Origin of the sequence: Geobacillus lituanicus, assembly GCF_050994965.1 — a bacterium.
In the GTDB taxonomy this organism is placed as follows: Bacteria; Bacillota; Bacilli; order Bacillales; family Anoxybacillaceae; genus Geobacillus; species Geobacillus stearothermophilus.
This window is the reverse complement of sequence record NZ_CP194773.1, coordinates 1,788,508-1,807,562: the sequence shown is the minus strand read 5'-3', so window position 1 is coordinate 1,807,562 and position 19,055 is coordinate 1,788,508. Positions and strand designations below refer to the sequence as shown.

Genomic DNA, 19,055 nt, shown 5'->3' with positions numbered 1-19,055 from the left:
AAAGACCGCCTTCTCTGCATCCCCCGAAAATCCGCCATATCATTCCCATCCATCAGTCTACTCTTTCTTTTTTAGAATTGCAAGACAAAGAAAAACGGCGCGCTTGTGCACGCCTGCCGTTTCCTTATGGCCGCAGCCGCTTCGCCGCTTCCGCCTCCTCGGACGAAGCCGATGGCGACAGCCGCTGCGGCAGTGGCCAGTTCCATAAATCCAAATCGACGATGTAGCGCGGCCGCCGTTTCGTTTCCTTATAAATTTTTCCAACGTATTCCCCGATCAGCCCAAGGGCGATGAGCTGCAGCCCCCCTAGCAGCCAAATCGAGGTAATGAGCGACGTCCATCCCGTCTCGGTATGCCCAGCCCACTTTAAAAAGAGAAAATAGGCGCCGAAGATGAGGCTGACGACAAACGAGAGAAAGCCGATGAGCGAAATAAAGCGAATCGGGGTGACGCTAAACGATGTGACCCCGTCGAGCGCAAAAGCGATCATTTTTTTTAACGGGTATTTTGTTTTTCCGGCCAGCCGTTCTTTCCGGTCGTAATAGACGGCCGCCGAGCGAAAACCTAGAAGCGGAACGATGCCGCGCAAAAACAAGTTCACTTCCCCGAACTGTTCGAGCGCCTCGACCGCGCGCCGGCTCATCAGACGGTAGTCGGCATGGTTATACACGAGATCAACGCCAAACATCTTCATTAACCGATAAAATCCTTGGGCGGTATGGCGTTTAAACCACGTATCCGTATCGCGACGCCGGCGCACGCCGTAAACGATGTCATACCCTTCGCGAAACTTTTGCACAAATTCGCGAATGGCCGACAAATCATCTTGCAAATCGGCATCGATCGAAATCAAGCAGTCGGCGTGTGTTTTTGCCGCAAACAGACCGGCCAGCAACGCGTTTTGATGCCCAGCGTTGCGCGCCAGTTTCAGCCCTTTCACTTCCGGATGGCGCAAGCTCGCCTTGTAAATGATTTTCCATGTATCGTCATGGCTTCCGTCATCCACGAACAAGAGCGCACTTTTGGGCGAAATCATTTTTTCCTCAACAAGTTCGCCGCGCAGCGCCTGCAAGCGGCGGATCGTCTCTGGGAGCACCTCTTCTTCGTTGTAACACGGCACGACGATGGCTACTACCGGTTCGGACATCTCACGTTCCCCCTTTCCATGCGACCTTGTATAAGTAAATCGTCCAAGCAGATTCGTCCGAGCGAAACACACGCTCAAGATGCAACGCGTTGTCGCTTGCGTTTTCAATCGGCAACGCCGAGAAAATATAACGCCCGCCCATGGCGTAAAACGCTTTTGTGTTCAATTCAAGATGGCGGATCGTCCGCTTCGACGTTTTCTTGAACATATAATGTTTGCCGAGTTCGTCGACAAAAAGGTAGCAGCGCCCGCCCCATTCGTCAAAATACTCGCGCAGCTTTTTGTTTTTTTCCAGCTCCTTGGCGATAATGCGACGGAACCGGTGTTTGTATTCCAACGGGTAAAAGTTGTTGTACGTATCAAGCGTGTAAAAACCGTTGTACTGGGCGATCGCCGGGTGGATGCCGATGCTGGCGACGCGGTATGTATGGACGGGACGGCCGATATACTCGCGGATGGCGGCAAATTGCTTCTCGGCGTAAAATTCGCGAAACGACGGCTTGTCGCGGTAGACGATTTCCTCATTGCATAAAGCAAGCACGACAAGCTGCAAGACAATGGCCGCCGCACCGACCGCCCGCCACCTTCGGCCTTCCTGCCAAAAAATTTTCAGCGCCAGTGCAAACAAGACGTAAATCACCATTGGCCGCAAAAAATGGTAGCGGGCGAAATTGAACTTATCGAGCAAATCAAACCGTTCCGTGAGCGGCAGCCATCCTTTGTAAAACCAAAATGCATACCATGTCGACAACGCGAAGTTCAATACGTGCAGCACAAGAAACGGCATTTCCTGCCGCCAGCGCTTCCGCTTCCACACGAAGTACAAGGCGATGAGCGTCACCGGCAAAATGACGAACCCGTGCACCGTCATCACATGAGTATGGCCGAGCACATAGTTTTTGAACGTCAGACGGATCACCCGCCAAAGCGGCAGGCGGGCGTGGAAATATTCGTCTCGGCTTGTCGGTTCATCGGAAAACAAGAGCGAATGGACAAGCCGGTAGTCGACCGCCAAATAGAGCACCGTCATATAGACGATGGCCGCCAAAAACCGCCAATTCCAACCCTTGCCGCGGATGACATCAATGAGCCACCAAATCCCAAGCGCGCTTAGGAAAAAGAAAAAGCCAAGCACAAAGCTCGAGTAAAGCGGCAAGAGCGTCAACACCGCCCAATTCACCCATGAACGCTCCCCGCCCCGAATGTTTAAAAACGCCCAAAGCGCAAGCGGCATGCCGAGCGTGCTCAACATCCCCGACGGCCAAAACGGCGTCAGCGCGAACGTTAACGAAGCGCCGATGCGGATCCATCCCCAGCGTCCGGCCGGCAGCACATGCTTTTTCAGCAAAAGATACATGCCGACAAACGCGAACACGCGGGTGATGGCTTGGCTGAGCCCATAGGCGTAAATGGACGGAAACAAAGCGTGAAGCCAGACGATGCCGCTGAACTCCGTCCCGAACGCGTTGCGCGGCAATCCGTTAATGATTTGCGGGATGATGCCGTCAACCGGTCCAAACAGTTCGCCGCTTCGGGTGAGCACTTTATACCAGGCAATGTTGGAATCCAAATTGTCATGGACGCGCATATGCGCATCTTCACCGAGCACAAAGTACGGCGACACATATAAGGCGATGGCCAGCAGTGAGAAGAACAGAAGTCGTTTTTCTGTCACCAGCGCCTCTCTCCCTCCTTTCGCCCGGCTGATGTCTTTCCTTATTGTTCAACAAATGAGGAAAATTATTCATAATGATGACAAAAAACGGACGGCAAACGAAAAACCGCTGTCGGCCGGGCAAAGCCGGCTGGCAGCGGTTTTGAATTCGGCGCTTCACGGCCCTGTCAGGCGGAAAATAAGGCGGCTGGATTGCGCACAAACAGCTGCGCAAACACCTCGTCGCCGATCCCTTCCTTTCTCAGCGCCGGAATCACATTGACAAACAAGTGCTCGACATGCCAATTTTTCATCATTTCCGCAAACGGCTCAGGCAGTTCAAACGGGCGGCCGAGCCAAAGGTTGACCGTATCATGCGAAAGCATAATCCGGTCTGCGTATCCGTCGCGAAGCAGGGCAAGAAGCGTGCGAATCCGTTCCTCATCCGTTGGAGCGCCGACCATCCCTTGAATGCCGAAGCGGTCAAAGGCGATGTAAACACCGTACTCAAGCGTCCGGCGATGGTAGTCCGGGTCGGTGTTGCCGCACATATGGCCGATGACGATTTTGTCCGGGTCGGCGCCGTGCTCAAGCAAATAGGCGGCTTGTTCCGGCCCCATCGTCCCTTCTTGCGTATGGGTGATGATGACCGCGCCCGTCTCTTTTTGCGCGCGGGCGGCGGCGCGGAAGAACATCTTTTCGTACTCGGTGATGCGGCCTTTGCTTGAGGCGAGCTTGATAACGCCGGCTTTGATTCCGGTGTCGGCAATGCCTTCGGTCAGCTCGGTCATAAACATGTCGTAAATATCATCTTCCGCCGTCCCGAGAAGCCGGCGGAATTGGAAGTACGGCGGCGCTCCTTCTCCTTCATAATAGTAGCCGGTCGCACAAATAATGTTCAGCCCTGTTTCTTCGGCAACGCGCCGCAAAAACGCCGGGTTGCGCCCGCAGTCGTTCGGCGTCGGATCGACAACCGTTTGAATGCCGTGCCGCTTCATCTTTTCCGCCGCCTCGACTGCGACGCGAAGCGCCTCGTCTTCACGGAACGTGCCGCGCGTCACATCGCCTTGAAACCCTGGATAACCGAAGAGGAAATGCTCGTGGATGAGCGTTTTGCCAAGCTGTTCCACCGGCACCGGCCCGCATACCGTTTCTACCATCTCCGCCATCAGTTGTTCACCCCTTTCCCCGCTTTTTCATACTCCTCTTCCTGCAGTTTCCGCCAAAGCAGCTTGCCGCTTGACGTCATCGGCAGCGATGAGCGGAATTCAACGAGGCGCGGATATTTGTACGCCGCCATTTGCGTCTTGGACCATTCAATGATCTCTTCTTCCGTTACTTTGCCGACATACTCGTCATGAAGAACGATAAACGCTTTCACCGTTTCGCCGCGGCGCGGATCCGGCACGCCGACGACGCACGCCTGCTGAACAGCCGGATGTTTGTACAAAAGCGACTCGACTTCAGTCGGCCATACTTTATAGCCGGAAGCGTTGATCATCCGTTTGACGCGGTCGACGATGAAAAAGTATCCTTCCTCATCCATCCGCCCGATGTCGCCGGTGCGGAAAAACCGTTTGCCGTCGAGCTCGATGAACGCTTCTTCCGTTTCTTTTTCACGCCGGTAATAGCCGCGGAACACTTGCGGGCCACAAACGACGATTTCCCCGACTTCGCCTGGGCCGAGCTCCTTCCCGGTCGCCGGGTCAATGATGCGCGCGTCGACGTCAAACGACGGAACGCCGAGACATTGCAATTTCGGCCGGTCCGGCGGGTTGAAGTGCGTTTGCGAAATCGTCTCGGACAACCCGTAGCCTTCAAAGTAGCGGACGCCGGTAAGCTGAAACAATTTTTCCCCGACCGCCTCCGGCAGCGCCGCCCCGCCGCCGGAAATGCTCGCAAGCGATGAAATATCGTATCGACCGAGCGCCGGGTTGGCCAAAAAGTCAATCAGCATCGTGCTGATGTTCACCCAATGGGTGCAGCGGTGCAATTCGATCAGCCGGGCGGCCGCGTCCCGATCCCAGCGCGTCATCAACACCATGGCGGCGCCGGCGAAAATCGGCGTATGCATGCTATGGACCATCCCCGTGACATGGAAAAACGGCAGCGTCGCCAACGCGACCGAATCGCTCGTCACATCGCCCCAGTGGTAGGCGCCGACGATGTTGGCGTTCACCGTCCGGTGCGGGTGGATGCAGCCTTTTGGCACCCCGGTCGTCCCGGATGTGTATGGCAAGACGGCGATGTCATCAACATGGCCGTTGTATGGAAGCGGCGGCAATTGGGCGCCGAGGCAGTCCGCCCATAAAAGAATGCGCTCATCCCCAATGGCCCGCCGCGGCGCCGCCACTTCAGCCGGCAACGACACCGGGGAATCATCGGACGCATAATCGGAATACGCGGCGACGATAAGATGTTCAAGCGGTGTCCGGCCGAGAAGCGGCGTCGCTTTGTCCAGCAGCTCTTGGCCAACGAGGCCGACTTTCGTCTCACAATCGTTCACATAAAAGGAAAGCTCATCTGAGGTGTTCATCGGGTTGATCGGCACGACAATGGCTTCAGCGCGCAAAATGGCATAGTAGGAGATGACAAACTGCGGAGAGTTTTGCATGTACAACAACACACGGTCGCCCGGTTGGACGGACAGCTTTCGCTGGAGATAGCCGGCGAGCGCGTTGACGTCATCAAGCAGCTGCTTGTACGAATATGCTGCGCCGTAATAGTAAATCGCTGTTTTGTTCGGATAGCGCTTCGCTGTCGTTTCCAAATGGTCGACAAGCGTCGTCTCCGGCACGGTCAACGTTTTCGAAAGCCGTTTCGGCCAATACGGGTAATGTCTCGTATTCATCCAACCGTTCCCCCCTCTTTTTGTCTGCTTTGCAAATCGGCAGCCACCGCCCAAAAGAAAGCGGTTGCAATAACATCCATATGCCCAAGCCTTTCAATTCATACCGTTGATTGTCTGGCTAGCATGTACACTTTTCATTGTACATGCTTCCACCTTTTATGTCAATAATATTCTGAATAGTTTAGACAAAATGGTATGCGCCGCCTACAGCAGGCGGCGCAGCACCGGCACACACGCTGACGTGGAGGCGACGATGACGTCGGCATCACCCGGCTTCGCCAAACCGTACGCGTCAATCAACATCGTTCGGCAGCCGAGCCGGCGGGCCGGCGCGATGTCATTGCCGATGTTGTCGCCGACGCAGAGCATTTGCTTGTACTCAACCCCAAAGCGCGCCCGAATCGCTTCCAAATGGGCAACCGTTTTAACCGGCTTAGCGGCTTGGAAAATTTTATAATGGAATACATCCGCCAGCCCCAGCTTTCGCAAAATCGCTTCACTGTCCGGTTCCGGGCTGTTTGTCATCAACACAAGCGCCGTTTTCTCGCGCAGCTCGGCGAGCGTCTCGGCAAACCCCGGAGCCCCCTTCATAGTAAACTCCGGACCCATCATCCATTCGCGCGTTTCTAAAAATGCGGCATATGTATCCTCGTTCGTCAATCCGTAATGGCGGCCAATCGAACTTGGCACCCACCAAAGATCGCCGATGCTGAAAAACCGATCCAAGTCGATCGTGACCGCCCCGGGATAGAGCGCTTCGGCAGCGCGGGCCTCCAGCTGTTCGCCGCTCCAGCGGCGCGCCTCGCGAACTGCTCCTTTCTCAAGCTGTAAAATCAAATCTTCTTTCGTATCATACACACTGCCAATGCGAAGCGGGTGGCGCCCGGCCAGCACCGCCCGGTAGTCGTCCCAAAACCGCGGCCGGTCCGCTGTCTTCAGCCGCTTAGCCACCTGTTCGGCGTAATAGTCAAAATGCTCTGTTTCCTCGTACAGCGTTCCATCTAAATCAAAGACGATCGCTTTGATGTCTGCTCCGTTCATGTTCGCTCTCCTTTCCTGCCCGGCGCCCTGTTTTGCGCCTTCTTTATCTTACAAGATGAGAGAAGAAAAGTGCAAATGATGGAAACCGTTCCAATGGCTTCAGGACGCAAGCGCGGGGATGATCCGCTTGCTTGGAAAATGGCTGTCCACTTTGCCGAGAACGCAGCAAACCGCCTCAAATGAAAACAGCGCCCTAAACAGCTTTTGCTGCTTCGGACGCTTTACGTCAGCGGTGTTGCCGATGTTAAACGGCAGCCCGCCAAGAAGCAGGATAATCGCGAAGATATAGCCAAGGCCGGGAAGCACCGCGTTGGCAATGTCTTGCGCCCTCCGCTCAGACACCGCAATAATGCGCCAAATGTTCGCCTGGGCGACGATGTCAAACAAAATGAAAAGCAATATAACGAACCCGGAAGCTCGCCGCCAGTTGGGCTGTAAACACCGTCGTCTGCGTCAAAAACCCGAGAGCGATGGCCGATGTCGCCATCAAAAAAACGGCCCCGATCAACACGCTTAATCGGCTTTCGTTCTTGTGCATGATCTCTCCTCCTATCGCAGCGCCTGAATGGCAATGCCTTCTTGCTGCAACGCTTCATACAACCGCTTGGCAAATCGCACCGCCTGCTCATTGTCGCCATGCAGGCAGACGGTGTCGGCTTCAATCGTCACGTCCGTCCCTTGCAATGAGCGGACGCGCTGTTCGCCAACCATGCGAAGCACTTGGCGGATCGCCTCATTTTCATCCACAATGATGGCACGTGCATCACTTCTTGGAGTGAGCGAACCATCCGCCTGATACGTCCGGTCGGCGAACACTTCGCTCGCGGTTCGCAAGCCATAAGCGCGGCCCGCGCGGATGAGCTCGCTCCCCGACAAACCACACAAGACAAGCGACGGGTCGACATCGCGCACCGCTTTGGCGATCGCTTCGGCCAACGCCGCGTCTTTCGCCGCCATATTGTACAAGGCGCCGTGCGGCTTCACATGCGTCATCACGCCGCCTTCCGCCTTGACAAAGGCTGCAAGTGCGCCGATCTGGTAAACAACGTACGCATACACTTCTTCGGGCGAAACCGCCATCGCCCGCCGCCCAAATCCGAGCAAATCAGGAAGACCGGGGTGGGCGCCGATGGCAACGCCATGCTGGATGGCGAGCTGCACCGTCCGCCGCATGACGAGCGGATCGCCGGCGTGAAACCCGCAGGCGATGTTGACAGACGTAACGTATAACAATATTTCTTTCTGCCCAAGCTCGTATGCACCAAAACTTTCGCCAAAATCGCAATTGAGATCAATGACCGTCATGATTCTTCCCCCCATTGGCGGCGAATGGCGGCAATCCACCGATCCAGCCGCCGCTGTTGTTCGATATAAAGCTGCACCGCTTCCTCAGGCGCGATCGGTCGAAACTGGATACGGTCGCCGGGACGCGCCTGCGCCAACAAAGGCAAATCGACCGCTGCCACTTGGGCGATGCGCGGGTAGCCGCCCGTCGTCTGGCTGTCGGCCATCAACACGATCGGTTGGCCGGACGATGGCACTTGCACAGTGCCGAAGACGACCGCTTCCGAGACCATTTCCCGCTCGCGCACAAGCGCCAACGTTGGGCCGGAAAGCCGATAGCCGATCCGGTCGGATTGGGGCGTCACCTCATAGAAGGCGGCAAACAACTGAGTGCGGCTGTCCGGCGTAAACTCGTCATATTCCGGACCAGGGACAGCGCGCACCGTTTTCGTTTTTCCGCCGATATAGCGGCTGGCCAACCGGGAGAGCCCCCAATGCAGCGGCTTTGAAGGGAAAATGAGAGCGGCCGTCCCAATCTTCAACACATCCCCGCGCCGCAACGGCCGGCCCGATACACCGCCAAGCTGCGCCGGGACGTACGTTGAACGGCTGCCCATCACAGGCGAAACATCAATGCCACCTGCTACGGCCATATACGCTCTCCATCCCACTCGACATGCCCCGATTTCCAACACATCGCCCGGCTTGACGGCCGCCGGCTTCCAAAGCGCCAACGGCTGCCCGTTCAGCGCGCATGAGAACTCGCTGCCGCATATGGCGATCACCGTTTCGGCGTGAAACCGAATCGTCGGCCCGGCCATCGTCGCCTCGAGCACCGCCTCATCGCCATGGTTGCCGACAAGCGCATTGGCAAGGCGATACGCCCACGCGTCCATCGCCCCGCCCACCGGCACCCCGGCATGCCGGTAGCCGAAACGCCCGCTGTCTTGAACGGTCGTAAAAAATCCGCCCTCCATGACTTCAATCATGTTCATCTCTCCAACGTGCAAATTCATCGGCGCCAATCGGCCGAAATTCAACAATGTCACCGGCGGAAAGCAAGCTCGGCTCCTTCCGGTGCGGGTCAAATACGCGGAGCGGCGTCCGGCCGATCAGCTGCCAGCCGCCCGGCGTCGCCAGCGGATAGACGCCCGTCTGCCCGCCGGCGATGCCGACCGAACCGGCGGGCACTTTTGTGCGCGGCACCGCCCGCCTCGGTGTGGACAAACGCGGCGACAAGCCCCCCAAATACGCAAACCCGGGCGAAAACCCGATCATATAGACACGGTAGCGGCCGGCCGAATGAAGCGTAACCACCTCATCTTCCGATATCCCGTGAAAGCGGGCGACCTCTGGTAAGTCCGGCCCAAATTCACCGCCATAGCAGACAGGAATAACAACCGTTCGCGCCAAAGGCCGTTCCGTCTGTCCAGACGACTCGACCTTTTCGCGCAGCCACCGACATACGTCCGCATAACCAATCGCCAGCGGGTCGTAATACACGGTAAGCGATGAAAACGCCGGCACAATTTCGTTGACCCCTTCTTTTCGTTCTCTCTTTAGGCGAACCGCTGTCTCATGAACGATATCATTTACGGTCTCATCGATATAATCGGCAAACCGGACGGTCACTGCATATTCACATAACGGAAACAGCGTATAGTTCATTTCCATCCCTTTCCTTGAAAACCAAGTTCACGTGAAATCTCCATCGCCGCCTGCCGAAGCAACGGAACGATGCGCGCCACATCATCCGGCAAAAAACGCTGTTCCGGGCCGGCGACACTCAGCCCGGCGATGGCCGCGCCTTCATGGTTAAAAATCGGCACAGCCACAGCCGCCGAATAGTTTTCTAGCTCAGAATAGCTGACCGTATAGCCCCGTTTCCGATCTTCTTCCAACTGCCGACGCAACGCCTGCTTGTCCGTTACGGTATTTTTGGCGATTTTGACAAGTTTTGTTCGTTCCAAATAGCGTGCTTGCTCTTTTTCATCCATAAAGGCCAGCAAAGCGCGCGGGCACGCGCCGGCGTACAGCGGCGCGCGCCGGCCGACTTTCGTATAGACGCGCACCGGCTCGGACGTCTCGACTTTTTCAATATAGAGCGCCTCATCACCGTCGCGGATGACAAGATTCACCGCTTCGTTCGTCGCTTCTTTCAGCCGCTCCATCACCGGCAGCGCCACCCGACGAATATCGAGCCGCTCGGCAACGAGCGACCCAAACGTCAACAATGCCAAACCGAGTTCATAGTGATCGCCCCGCTTTTGCAAAAAGCCAAGCGCGACAAGCGACTGCGCCATCCGGTATACCGATGTTTTCGGCATCTGAAGCCGTTCGACCATCTCTGGCAAAGTCAACCGTTCGCAGTCGAGAAACAAATCAAGCAGTTCTTTTGTTTTTAACACCGTTTTGTTCATCATTGCCCCTCAATTCCGAATATCAGAATATTAATTCCAAAATACGGACTATATATTCTTATTATAATGAAAAGTAGGACAATTTTCCACCCCCAAAATGAAAAGCGTCTGCTGAACAGACGCCGTTGGATTCAACTCGATAAGCGTTTTGAAAACACATAACTGACTTTTGCATATTCCATTTTTTCCTCATAAAAGCGATGGGCGTCTATCCGTTGCAGGCCGGACGACAGCGAAACAATCCCGTAGCCGTGTTCCCTCGCCCACTCGTGCACATAGGACAACAACGCCTTTCCATATCCTTTCGAACGTTCGCTCGAAGCGGTAACCAAATCGCACACCCAAATAAAGCGGCCGTTATAGAGCGTGATCATCGGCATGAATCCGACAACCGCAACCATTTTGTCCTGATCATATAACGCCACAAGCTGATACCCTTCTTGTTCTTGCGCTTCTCGCACGAGCGCCGTGTAGGTTTCCTCATCCAAATGGGTGCGCAGCTCACGCATCACCGGAAAGGCGCTTCTCACTTCTTCCTCCGTTTCAAGCCAAACGAATCGCGGCACGATTCCTATCTCCCTTCTTCTATTTCTACATTCATGATATCAATATTTATCTAAAAATGGAACTGCCTCCTTTCCGCAACGTTGATCATCGTTTCGAAAGAAGACTCTCGCTTCAAACGCGTAAAGGTCGCAGCCCAGCGATCAGCGGAAGCTGAATGTCGGCTGATAAACCAACCATTACAGCCGCAGGCGCAAATACGGCTTCAGCGTTGAAAATGGGATCGAGAATTCGCGAATGCCGGCGGTGTAAGGGGCTATTTCATACAGCCCATACGCCAGCCGGTCATCGCAAACCGGCAGGAATCGTGTTCATCCCCCATTGTCCCTTTCAATGGGCCGGTTGATCACGTCAGCGAAGTGAGCACAGCCGGCAAGGCATCCACAACGTCCGACGCCAATACATCCCAGGACGAATGACCGTGTTGAACAAGCCAATCAGCAGCCTTTCCATGCACGAACACTGCATTGCTCACCGCCGGCTGCACCGCCTCGTGCTGCAGCAAAAACGCCGCCACGATGCCCGTCAACACGTCGCCGCTCCCGCCTTTCGCCAAGGCCGGATTGCCGGTCGCGTTTACATATTGCGCCCCGTCCGGCGCCGTCACAATCGTATACGGCCCTTTCAACACGACATAGACGCCATATTCCATCGCCAGCCGCTTCGACACGCCAAACCGGTCGCGTTCCACCTCGCTGACCGGGCGGCGAAGGAGGCGCGCCATTTCCCCCGGATGCGGCGTGATCACCGTCGGCGCGCTCCGTTCGCGCACCAGCTCGGCGTAGTCGCCCCAAAAAAACAAGGCATCGGCGTCGATGACAAGCGGCACCGGCTGGCGCACAAGCTCATTGACCAAGCGTCGAACCCCTTCCGTCCGGCCCATCCCTGGGCCGACCGCGATCGCATCGATCTCAAGCCCGTCCCAATCGGCCGCGCCGGCAAACGCGCCGCCCTCGGCCGGCCATAATCGACACATCGCCTCCGGCACGCGGTTGGCGACCGCCTCATACATCGCTTCCGGAACGGCGATCGTCACCAGCCCCGCCCCGCTGCGAAGCGCCGCCTTCGCGGCGAGTGTCACCGCGCCGGCCATCGCCTTGGATCCGCCGACAATGAGCAGCTTGCCGTACGTTCCTTTATGCGACGCTCGCTGGCGCTTCGGCATCGTCTTTATGACATCGCGCATTTCCCATACAAACCGGGCAGCCGCTTTCGCCTGCACCGCCGCCGGCGGAATGCCGATATCCACGACGGTGAGCTCTCCGTAATAATCGGCCGCCGGGAACGTGTACGCCCCAAGTTTCGGGCATTGCACCGTCAGTGTCGCATCAGCGCGGACCGCCATGCCGGCTTCCCCACCGTCCGCCGGCACCCCGCTCGGCACGTCAATCGCATAAACGACCGCCGGCGAACGGTTCACTTGCTCGATGATTTCTTTGTACGGCGGACGTACGTCCCCTTTGACGCCGATGCCAAGCAAGGCGTCAATGATGATGTCATAATGCGGCAAGAGCGCCGCCAACTCCCGCTCTTTTCCTTCATAAGCGATCCATGCATAACCGGACCGCTCGTACACCTCAAGCGCCGTGCGCGCCGCCCCTTTCACCTTTTCCTTTGGCGGAACGAGCCAGACATCGGTTTCATAGCCATAACTTTTCAACATGCGCGCGATGACGAACCCATCGCCGCCGTTGTTGCCCGTGCCCGCGAGCACCGCCACCTTGGCAGCGGGCGGAATCCGCTTCTTCAGCGCCCAAAACAGCGCCTGTCCGGCGTTTTCCATCAACGAGTCAGCGCTGATGCCGATCCGTTCTGCCACTTCCCGGTCAATGGCGTACATTTCCTCAGCCGTTACGATCGGAATCATATACGTTGCCCCTTTCGATTATTCTTCCCATACATATAAATTGTACAATTTTACCAGGAAACTTCGCAAAAGAATACCACTTAGATCTTTTAGAGGCCATCGTTGCACCGACCGCCCCGATGGGCATTGACTCGGACAAATTCAAATCTCACCAACATCTGCCGCCTTGCGGGCGGCGGGTGTTTCTTTTTGTAGACGATCAATCGGGAAAAGCAGTATAGTAGAAAGTAGAAATGTTCAGTCTTCGTTCACTCGAAAAAAAGAGGCGACCGACCTTGACATACATCGAAAAGGGAAGCATCACCTATCTGAAAGCAAGCATATCGCTCTTTTTCGGCGGGTTTGTGACGCTGTACAATTACATCGGCTTTTTGCTGAGCGAGCCTCCGTATTCATTCCGACAATCCGTGCTCGGCTTTTTGTTTATCGTTTACATATTTGGCGGCATCGGCTCTGTCTATATGGGACGGCGGGCGGATCTTCGCGGCCACGCCTGCACCTTGCGTTTGTCGGTCGCTTTGACGGCGCTCGGGGCGCTCGCCACGCTCGCTCCGTCCGTGCTCGTGAAAATAGCCGGTTTGGCGCTGTTTACGTTTGGCTTTTTCGGCGGCCACTCCATCGCCAGCGCCTGGATCGGCGAACAGGCGCACGTCTATAAGGCGCAGGCGTCTTCCTTGTATCTTCTTTTCTATTATTTAGGATCAAGCCTTGCCGGAACAGCCGGCGGCTACGTCTGGACGCATTTCCATTGGAGCGGTGTCATCGCTTTTGTCATCACACTCCTCGCTCTGTCCGGCCCGCTTATCTTCTATGCGGAAAAACGGCGGCCATCGCCTTCGCGATGACCGCCGCCTCCGTCATGATTGCATGGTGATCACTTGCAGCCCAAACTGCAGGCAATCATCGCAAATGGCCGCCAGCGGACCTTTGGCCAGCCTTGGCTTTTCTTTCAGGCAAAACGAACAGCGCTCGTTGGAATCGGTTTGCGTTTCATCCGTCAACTCTTCCTCCAGCTTTTCAAGAGAAAAGACGGCAATCGCTTCATACACATTGTCGACCAAATCGTCGTCGATGTACGCGCATTTTCCCTCCCACCGCAATGCCACGAGCTTGGCTGCTACTGCCATGCCTTCGTAAAATCGACGGCGGGCTTCTTCCTCGCTTTGTTCTGCTTCGACTGCCAAATCATCGGCGAACTGCTCAAGCGCCGCAGCCGTGCATTGTTCGAGCCACCGTTTTGTTTCGTTCGCCATGCCATTTCCCCTCCCTTATTTCTTTCTCTTTTCAATACGACAAACAAACATATTTTCCTTCTTTACCGCGGCAATTCATCAAGAAAACGAGCCCGCAGTTCAGGCGGCGGCAGCTGGCAATGATCGTACTTCGGTGCGAGACGATGCCGACGTTTCGCAATCTGATCATACATATGATCGCGCAACAGCCGCGGAACGAGAAACCCGACGGCTGCCAGCCAATTCCACGGCCAGGCCAGATGTCGTCCGATGCGCAACACGGCATCCGACTTGACATAATAGCAGCCGTCTTCGATGAGGACGACCGTGTCCCCTCCCGGCGCGCTCATCGTTTCCAACAATGTCCGCCCGACAGCGCTCTGTTGTGCGGCAAAGCGAAACACCGCCTTTCGGTCGCGGGCGGCGATCCAATATACACTCGCATGGCAAAACAAACAGTCGCCGTCAAACAAAATGATCGGGTGCATTCGATTCCCCCATTCATCGGCTGTGAACCGGCTCGATGCAAGCGCTCACATCATGTTTCGGCGAGTTGACAAGCGGCGACACTTCGTACATTCGCATTAGTTCGCTCGGATACGGCAACAACAACGATTTCAAATACTCGCTGTCATCAAAACTTGCATCAAGTATAATACAAAAAGCGGCCGAACACGAATCGCAGCCGCCTTACGAAGAAGTTTTTACCAATGAGCGCAAAAACACCAACACCCGTTCTACATACTCATCGCTGTAGAGAGAAAAACTTTTCACATGATCCGCTTTGTCCGTCAGCCATAGCTGAAACACATCCGAATGGGTTTTGTACAGTTTTACGCTTTCTTCATACGGAATCGAACGGTCGTCTTTGCTGTGGATGAACAAAATCGGCCTCGGCGCGACACGATCGACGGCATGGATGGGCGAAGACACGCCTAGATCCAAATCGGCCAGCGCCGGAACGATCGCCAAAATCAAATACGTAAACGGCACGTTCGGCAGATGCGTCCATACCGGCATATTGGCGCGCAAATACGATTCGAGGTCGCTGAACGGGCTGTCGGCAATCACCCCGCGCACATCCTGGTCCTCTGCCGCCGCCAAAATCGATGTCGCCGCCCCCATTGAAACACCATACAGGGCAATGGGCTCATCGAAGTGCTTTTTCGCGTAATCGATGACGCCAAGCAGATCGTCTTTCTCTTTGACGCCGATCGTAATCATATCGCCTTCCGACTCACCGCTCGCACGAAAGTCAAACAAGATGACGCGGTACCCGTCGTCAACAAGCCGCTTGGCGAGCGGCAAAAACGGCACGTTTTTCTGAATCCGGTTGCCGGCATACCCATGGGCAAAAATGACCGTCATTTTCGCCGTTCCTTTTGGCGGAATGATCCAGCCTTCGAGCGCCGTTTTCCCATCTTTGCTTGTAAATGTCGCACTTTCATACGCCATGCCATAGTCTTTCGGCGTCATGGTAATCGGCTCGCGCGGTTTATGCGTCAGCTGCCAGCCGACATAAACGGACAAACCGACGCAGGCGAGCACCCCCAACATCACGACGCCAATGGCCGCCGAAATCCACACGCGCCGTTTCGTCCGGCGCGGCGTGCGCACCAATTCCATGCGCATTTCCCCCTCTCGTTGCCTCCATGCATTTCAATCGCCTCATGGCTGAACGCGATCGCCTCTTCGGCGGTGTGCATCTTAAGGAGCGCAATCAGAAGCCTGAGCCATGCTTTCTCCGCCTCGCTCGCTTCATGCGGCGCGGCCATGACGCGGTCAAACAAGGGATCATGTCTTTTTCGTGTACAGCCGCTGCCCTGACTCGGTCCGAATCGGGGAAAGCAATCCGCGTTCTTCATAATAGCGGATCGTCCGGGTGCTCACATCAAACTCGTGCGCCAAATCGGAAATGGTGAAATAGTGCATAGCCATCCCTTTTCTATCATAAGTGGCAATTTTGTTTTACATGGCATTGTTCGCTCTTCTTGTCACCGTGCCAGCTTGTTAGGTGATAAAGTAAAGACGGGACATGGAGGTCGGAAATTCTTTATTACAACCTATATAGAAGTAATATTCTGAATTTTATTTTAATTGACGTTGACGTAAAAGTCAACGAGCAGGAATACAAAGAAGCGGGAGTACGGCCTTCCATTATAGGATGAACATTTTGCCCAAACAACGCTTCCCCTTCAGCCAAAAGCAACGAGTCCGGCAAAAACGGCCGCTTTTTTACGAGCCTTCTAAGTTCATGCGCAACCTAACACGTCTCAAACCATCTGCACAAGCCGGCCACGAACGATGCGCCGCTCGCCACCCCCGCTGACCGACCACTGTCGAGATGCAGGCGAAACAGTGATTGACCAAAGAAAAAAAGCCCTCGTCTAAGAAGGCTTTTCCTCTCACCCGCCCGCTCCCGTATAAAAGCGCAAGGCAAACCGCCAAAAGCGGCGGGAAGCCCATAAAAAGAGCATAGCCACAGCCAAAGCCGCCAGCACCGCCACCATGCTCCATTTCCCAAGCAGCGCCAAAGCCGGCGTATTGGTGATCAACACCGCCGGCAGAACGTACGTAATCACGAAGCGCACCGCGCCGCGGTACATGCTGCCCGGGAAGCGGGCCGTGTCAAAAAACGAGTCGAAAATAAACGACAAATCATCAATGCGCACCACCCAAAACGACGTCGTCATGAGCATCATCCATAACGAATAAATAAGCAAGAGTGACGCGGTCATCAAGACGAAAAACATCAAGACGTCCGCCGCCGACGGCACGTAGCGTTCGACATACAAGCCGTAGCCGATGACGCCGATGCCAAGCGCTACATCGATCAGCCGCCAAAAGACAAGGTGGCGGAAGCTGACGTAAAACATGCTGTCGACCGGTTTCGTCAAAATATAATCGAGCGTGCCGCGCCGGACATGCTCAAGCAAACGCGGCATGTTCGGCCGAAGCGCGAAATCGATCCATCCGCGCAGCGTATTAAAAACGCCGAGCAGCACAAGCACTTCCCCATACGTCCAGCCGCCTAAGCGATCCGTCTGGTAAAAAAAGATATGGACGGTCAACAGAGCGATTGCGATGCCAAAAAAGCTGGCGATAAAATTGCCGAAAAATTCGCTTCGATATTCCAATTCCTCAACCAAACAAGCGCGGAAAAACTCGCGGAACACCCGCCCGTATCGCCGCATGTTCATCCACCTACCGCCTGATTTTTTCTCATCCCCGCTTTCCACAGCCATTGCAAAGCACCAATCAGCGCCATCATCCACCCGGCGGCGATCGCAAAGCCGCGCGCCAACTCTCCTCCATCCGCCGCCCCGGTGGCGATTTCGATCGGAAAACTGATCATATAGCGGAACGGCAGCCATTCGCTCCATTCGCGAAGCGCCGGCGGCAGCATTTCCAGCGGCGCGATCCGTCCTGACAAAAACAACGAAATGACGTCGATCACGCCGTACACAGCCGCCACTTTCGTCATCCAAAACGCAAGCAACCCGCACGAGTAACTAAGCAAAAAACGAAGCGCCGCACCCAATACAACCGCCATCAAAAACAACATGATTTGACTTGCCGTCATGTGAGGACGAAGCGCCGGCCAAAATGTCGCTGCCACTACCCAGACAGGCACTAAAATGACGGCAAACAGCCATTTATAAATGATGTTTTCCGCGATCGCCCAATGGATCGGGTGAAGCGGCCTAAGCAGCAAATTCGAAAACGTCCCTTCGCGAATTTCACGGTCCAGCTCCCATACATCCCACGCGCTCGTCATTCGTTCGACAAAAATGACGGCCATAAAATAAAAGACAAACGAATCGCTCTCTTCCGGATGAATGTTCATCCAGACAAACATCGTGATCAGCGGCTGCGTGATGGCGCCCGTCATCCAGACGAACGTCGCAAGCCGATACGCAAGCATTTCGATGTATTTCATCCGCAATAGGGCGATATATTTGCGAATCATACGTGTTCCTCCCAAAACGCGCGCGCAATCACTTCCTCAAGCGGCGGGTCTTCGATGTTGATGTCGCGGACATCAAACCGCTCTAATAACCGCGCTGCTGTCCCCGCCGCCTTCTCGCGCGCCACCCTGAGCACAATCGTTCCTTCTTCAATTTCCGCGACTTCGCCGTACTCGCTCCAATCGACATTCGGCAGCCGAGAAAACCGAACCTCAAGCCGCTTGTACGGCGCCAGCTTCTCCGTCAGCACTGACAGTTCCCCGTCGTAAATCAATCGCCCGTAGTTGATGATCATCACCCGGTCGCAAAGCGCTGCAACATCCCCCATGTAATGCGACGTCAACAAAATCGTCGTCTCGTGCTCCCGATTGTAGTCGACGATAAAGCGGCGCACGTTTTCCTGCGTATGGACATCAAGCCCGATCGTCGGCTCATCCAAAAACAACACGCGCGGCCGATGCAACAGCGCGGCCGCCAGCTCGCAGCGCATCCGCTGCCCAAGCGACAAGCTGCGCGTCGGCTTGTCAAGAAGCGGCGCCAAGTCGAGCAGTTCCGTCAATTCCTCGAGCGTCCGGCGGAACGACCGATCGTCGATGTCATAAATCGCTTTATTGACCAAAAACGTCTCCATCGGCGGAATGTCCCAAATGAGCTGGCTTTTTTGCCCCATCACCAAGCTCATCATTTTTTTAAACTCCGGCTTTTGCTCAAACGGCACAAACCCGCCGACCGTGATCTCCCCTGACGTCGGATGCAAGAGGCCGGCCAACATTTTCATCGTCGTCGTTTTCCCCGCCCCGTTTGGACCTAAAAAGCCGACAATCTCCCCTTTTTCAATCGTAAACGAAACGTCCTTCACCGCCTCAATGACGCGGTAGTCGCGCCGCCATAAACTGCGCGCCGCCTCAAGCCATCCCGCATCGCGGCGATGGACGCGGAACGATTTATGCAAATGGCTGACACGGATCACAGTGCCCATCCTCCAATAGTGTACTGTTGACATTCTTTTGTTATATCACATCGAGGG

18 protein-coding genes and 2 pseudogenes are annotated in these 19,055 nt (G+C 55.4%); 1 reads left to right on the top strand and 19 read right to left on the bottom strand.

From position 1 onward, the window contains the following. Positions 1 to 124 precede the first annotated feature (124 nt). From ACR1UW_RS09025 to ACR1UW_RS08970, 12 genes and pseudogenes are all read right to left on the bottom strand, one after another. Complete coding sequence (locus tag ACR1UW_RS09025) at positions 125 to 1,147, bottom strand: glycosyltransferase family 2 protein (protein WP_033009283.1); 1,023 nt, start codon at positions 1,145 to 1,147, stop codon at positions 125 to 127. 1 nt (position 1,148) lies between these two features. Further along, on the bottom strand, positions 1,149 to 2,822 hold the full coding sequence (locus tag ACR1UW_RS09020; RefSeq protein ID WP_498932987.1) for a DUF6044 family protein: 1,674 nt from the start codon (positions 2,820 to 2,822) through the stop codon (positions 1,149 to 1,151). A 167-nt stretch (positions 2,823 to 2,989) separates the two neighbouring features. After that, entirely contained in the window at positions 2,990 to 3,970 is a 981-nt protein-coding gene (locus ACR1UW_RS09015) for a phosphotriesterase family protein (RefSeq protein WP_033009286.1), read from the bottom strand. Continuing rightward, the gene (locus ACR1UW_RS09010) at positions 3,970 to 5,652 is read right to left on the bottom strand and encodes a long-chain fatty acid--CoA ligase (protein WP_050368622.1); all 1,683 of its coding nucleotides are present in this window, start codon (positions 5,650 to 5,652) and stop codon (positions 3,970 to 3,972) included. The genes ACR1UW_RS09015 and ACR1UW_RS09010 overlap by 1 nt, the downstream gene beginning before the upstream one ends. 204 nt (positions 5,653 to 5,856) lie before the next feature. Then, positions 5,857 to 6,693 carry an HAD family hydrolase gene (locus ACR1UW_RS09005; RefSeq protein WP_063211775.1) on the bottom strand — a complete coding sequence of 279 codons (837 nt, stop codon included), beginning with the start codon at positions 6,691 to 6,693 and terminating at the stop codon, positions 5,857 to 5,859. 228 nt (positions 6,694 to 6,921) lie between these two features. Next, positions 6,922 to 7,231, bottom strand: a pseudogene (locus ACR1UW_RS09000) (hypothetical protein); the annotation flags it as partial. A gap of 11 nt (positions 7,232 to 7,242) precedes the next feature. Beyond that, positions 7,243 to 7,998, bottom strand: coding sequence for a 5-oxoprolinase subunit PxpA (locus ACR1UW_RS08995; protein WP_150825439.1), 756 nt, complete (start codon positions 7,996 to 7,998; stop codon positions 7,243 to 7,245). After that, positions 7,995 to 8,966, bottom strand: a complete 972-nt coding sequence (locus tag ACR1UW_RS08990) for a 5-oxoprolinase subunit C family protein (protein ID WP_289643990.1) — start codon at positions 8,964 to 8,966, stop codon at positions 7,995 to 7,997. Before ACR1UW_RS08990 ends, ACR1UW_RS08995 begins: the two co-directional genes overlap by 4 nt. Continuing rightward, on the bottom strand, positions 8,959 to 9,651 hold the full coding sequence (gene pxpB, locus ACR1UW_RS08985; protein WP_174704286.1) for a 5-oxoprolinase subunit PxpB: 693 nt from the start codon (positions 9,649 to 9,651) through the stop codon (positions 8,959 to 8,961). The genes ACR1UW_RS08990 and pxpB overlap by 8 nt, the downstream gene beginning before the upstream one ends. Further along, a complete protein-coding gene (locus ACR1UW_RS08980; protein WP_033017487.1) occupies positions 9,642 to 10,397 on the bottom strand; it encodes an IclR family transcriptional regulator in 756 nt (251 codons plus the stop codon). The genes pxpB and ACR1UW_RS08980 overlap by 10 nt, the downstream gene beginning before the upstream one ends. Before the next feature lie 131 nt (positions 10,398 to 10,528). After that, on the bottom strand, positions 10,529 to 10,963 hold the full coding sequence (locus tag ACR1UW_RS08975; protein WP_033016602.1) for a GNAT family N-acetyltransferase: 435 nt from the start codon (positions 10,961 to 10,963) through the stop codon (positions 10,529 to 10,531). A gap of 344 nt (positions 10,964 to 11,307) precedes the next feature. After that, positions 11,308 to 12,828, bottom strand: a complete 1,521-nt coding sequence (locus tag ACR1UW_RS08970) for an NAD(P)H-hydrate dehydratase (RefSeq protein WP_487165089.1) — start codon at positions 12,826 to 12,828, stop codon at positions 11,308 to 11,310. Positions 12,829 to 13,103: 275 nt separating this feature from the next. Here ACR1UW_RS08970 and ACR1UW_RS08965 point away from each other — a divergent pair, with 275 nt between their 5' ends. Next, on the top strand, positions 13,104 to 13,673 hold the full coding sequence (locus tag ACR1UW_RS08965) for an MFS transporter (protein WP_236658964.1): 570 nt from the start codon (positions 13,104 to 13,106) through the stop codon (positions 13,671 to 13,673). 12 nt (positions 13,674 to 13,685) lie between these two features. Here the strand turns inward: ACR1UW_RS08965 and ACR1UW_RS08960 are convergent, their stop codons facing one another. The 7 genes and pseudogenes from ACR1UW_RS08960 to ACR1UW_RS08930 all read right to left on the bottom strand — a co-directional run bounded on the left by ACR1UW_RS08960 (position 13,686) and on the right by ACR1UW_RS08930 (position 18,998). Continuing rightward, a complete protein-coding gene (locus tag ACR1UW_RS08960; RefSeq protein ID WP_498932982.1) occupies positions 13,686 to 14,081 on the bottom strand; it encodes a hypothetical protein in 396 nt (131 codons plus the stop codon). Positions 14,082 to 14,143: 62 nt separating this feature from the next. Further along, positions 14,144 to 14,548, bottom strand: coding sequence for a thiol-disulfide oxidoreductase DCC family protein (locus tag ACR1UW_RS08955; protein ID WP_487165087.1), 405 nt, complete (start codon positions 14,546 to 14,548; stop codon positions 14,144 to 14,146). Between the two features lie 202 nt (positions 14,549 to 14,750). Next, the gene (locus ACR1UW_RS08950) at positions 14,751 to 15,692 is read right to left on the bottom strand and encodes an alpha/beta hydrolase (protein ID WP_498932979.1); all 942 of its coding nucleotides are present in this window, start codon (positions 15,690 to 15,692) and stop codon (positions 14,751 to 14,753) included. Between the two features lie 168 nt (positions 15,693 to 15,860). Then, positions 15,861 to 15,992: pseudogene (locus tag ACR1UW_RS08945) on the bottom strand (MerR family DNA-binding transcriptional regulator); the annotation flags it as partial. A gap of 473 nt (positions 15,993 to 16,465) precedes the next feature. Next, a complete protein-coding gene (locus tag ACR1UW_RS08940; protein WP_498935293.1) occupies positions 16,466 to 17,254 on the bottom strand; it encodes an ABC transporter permease in 789 nt (262 codons plus the stop codon). Positions 17,255 to 17,256: 2 nt separating this feature from the next. Further along, a complete protein-coding gene (locus tag ACR1UW_RS08935) occupies positions 17,257 to 18,030 on the bottom strand; it encodes an ABC transporter permease (RefSeq protein WP_498932977.1) in 774 nt (257 codons plus the stop codon). After that, positions 18,027 to 18,998, bottom strand: a complete 972-nt coding sequence (locus tag ACR1UW_RS08930; protein ID WP_498935291.1) for an ABC transporter ATP-binding protein — start codon at positions 18,996 to 18,998, stop codon at positions 18,027 to 18,029. The genes ACR1UW_RS08935 and ACR1UW_RS08930 overlap by 4 nt, the downstream gene beginning before the upstream one ends. Positions 18,999 to 19,055 lie beyond the last annotated feature (57 nt).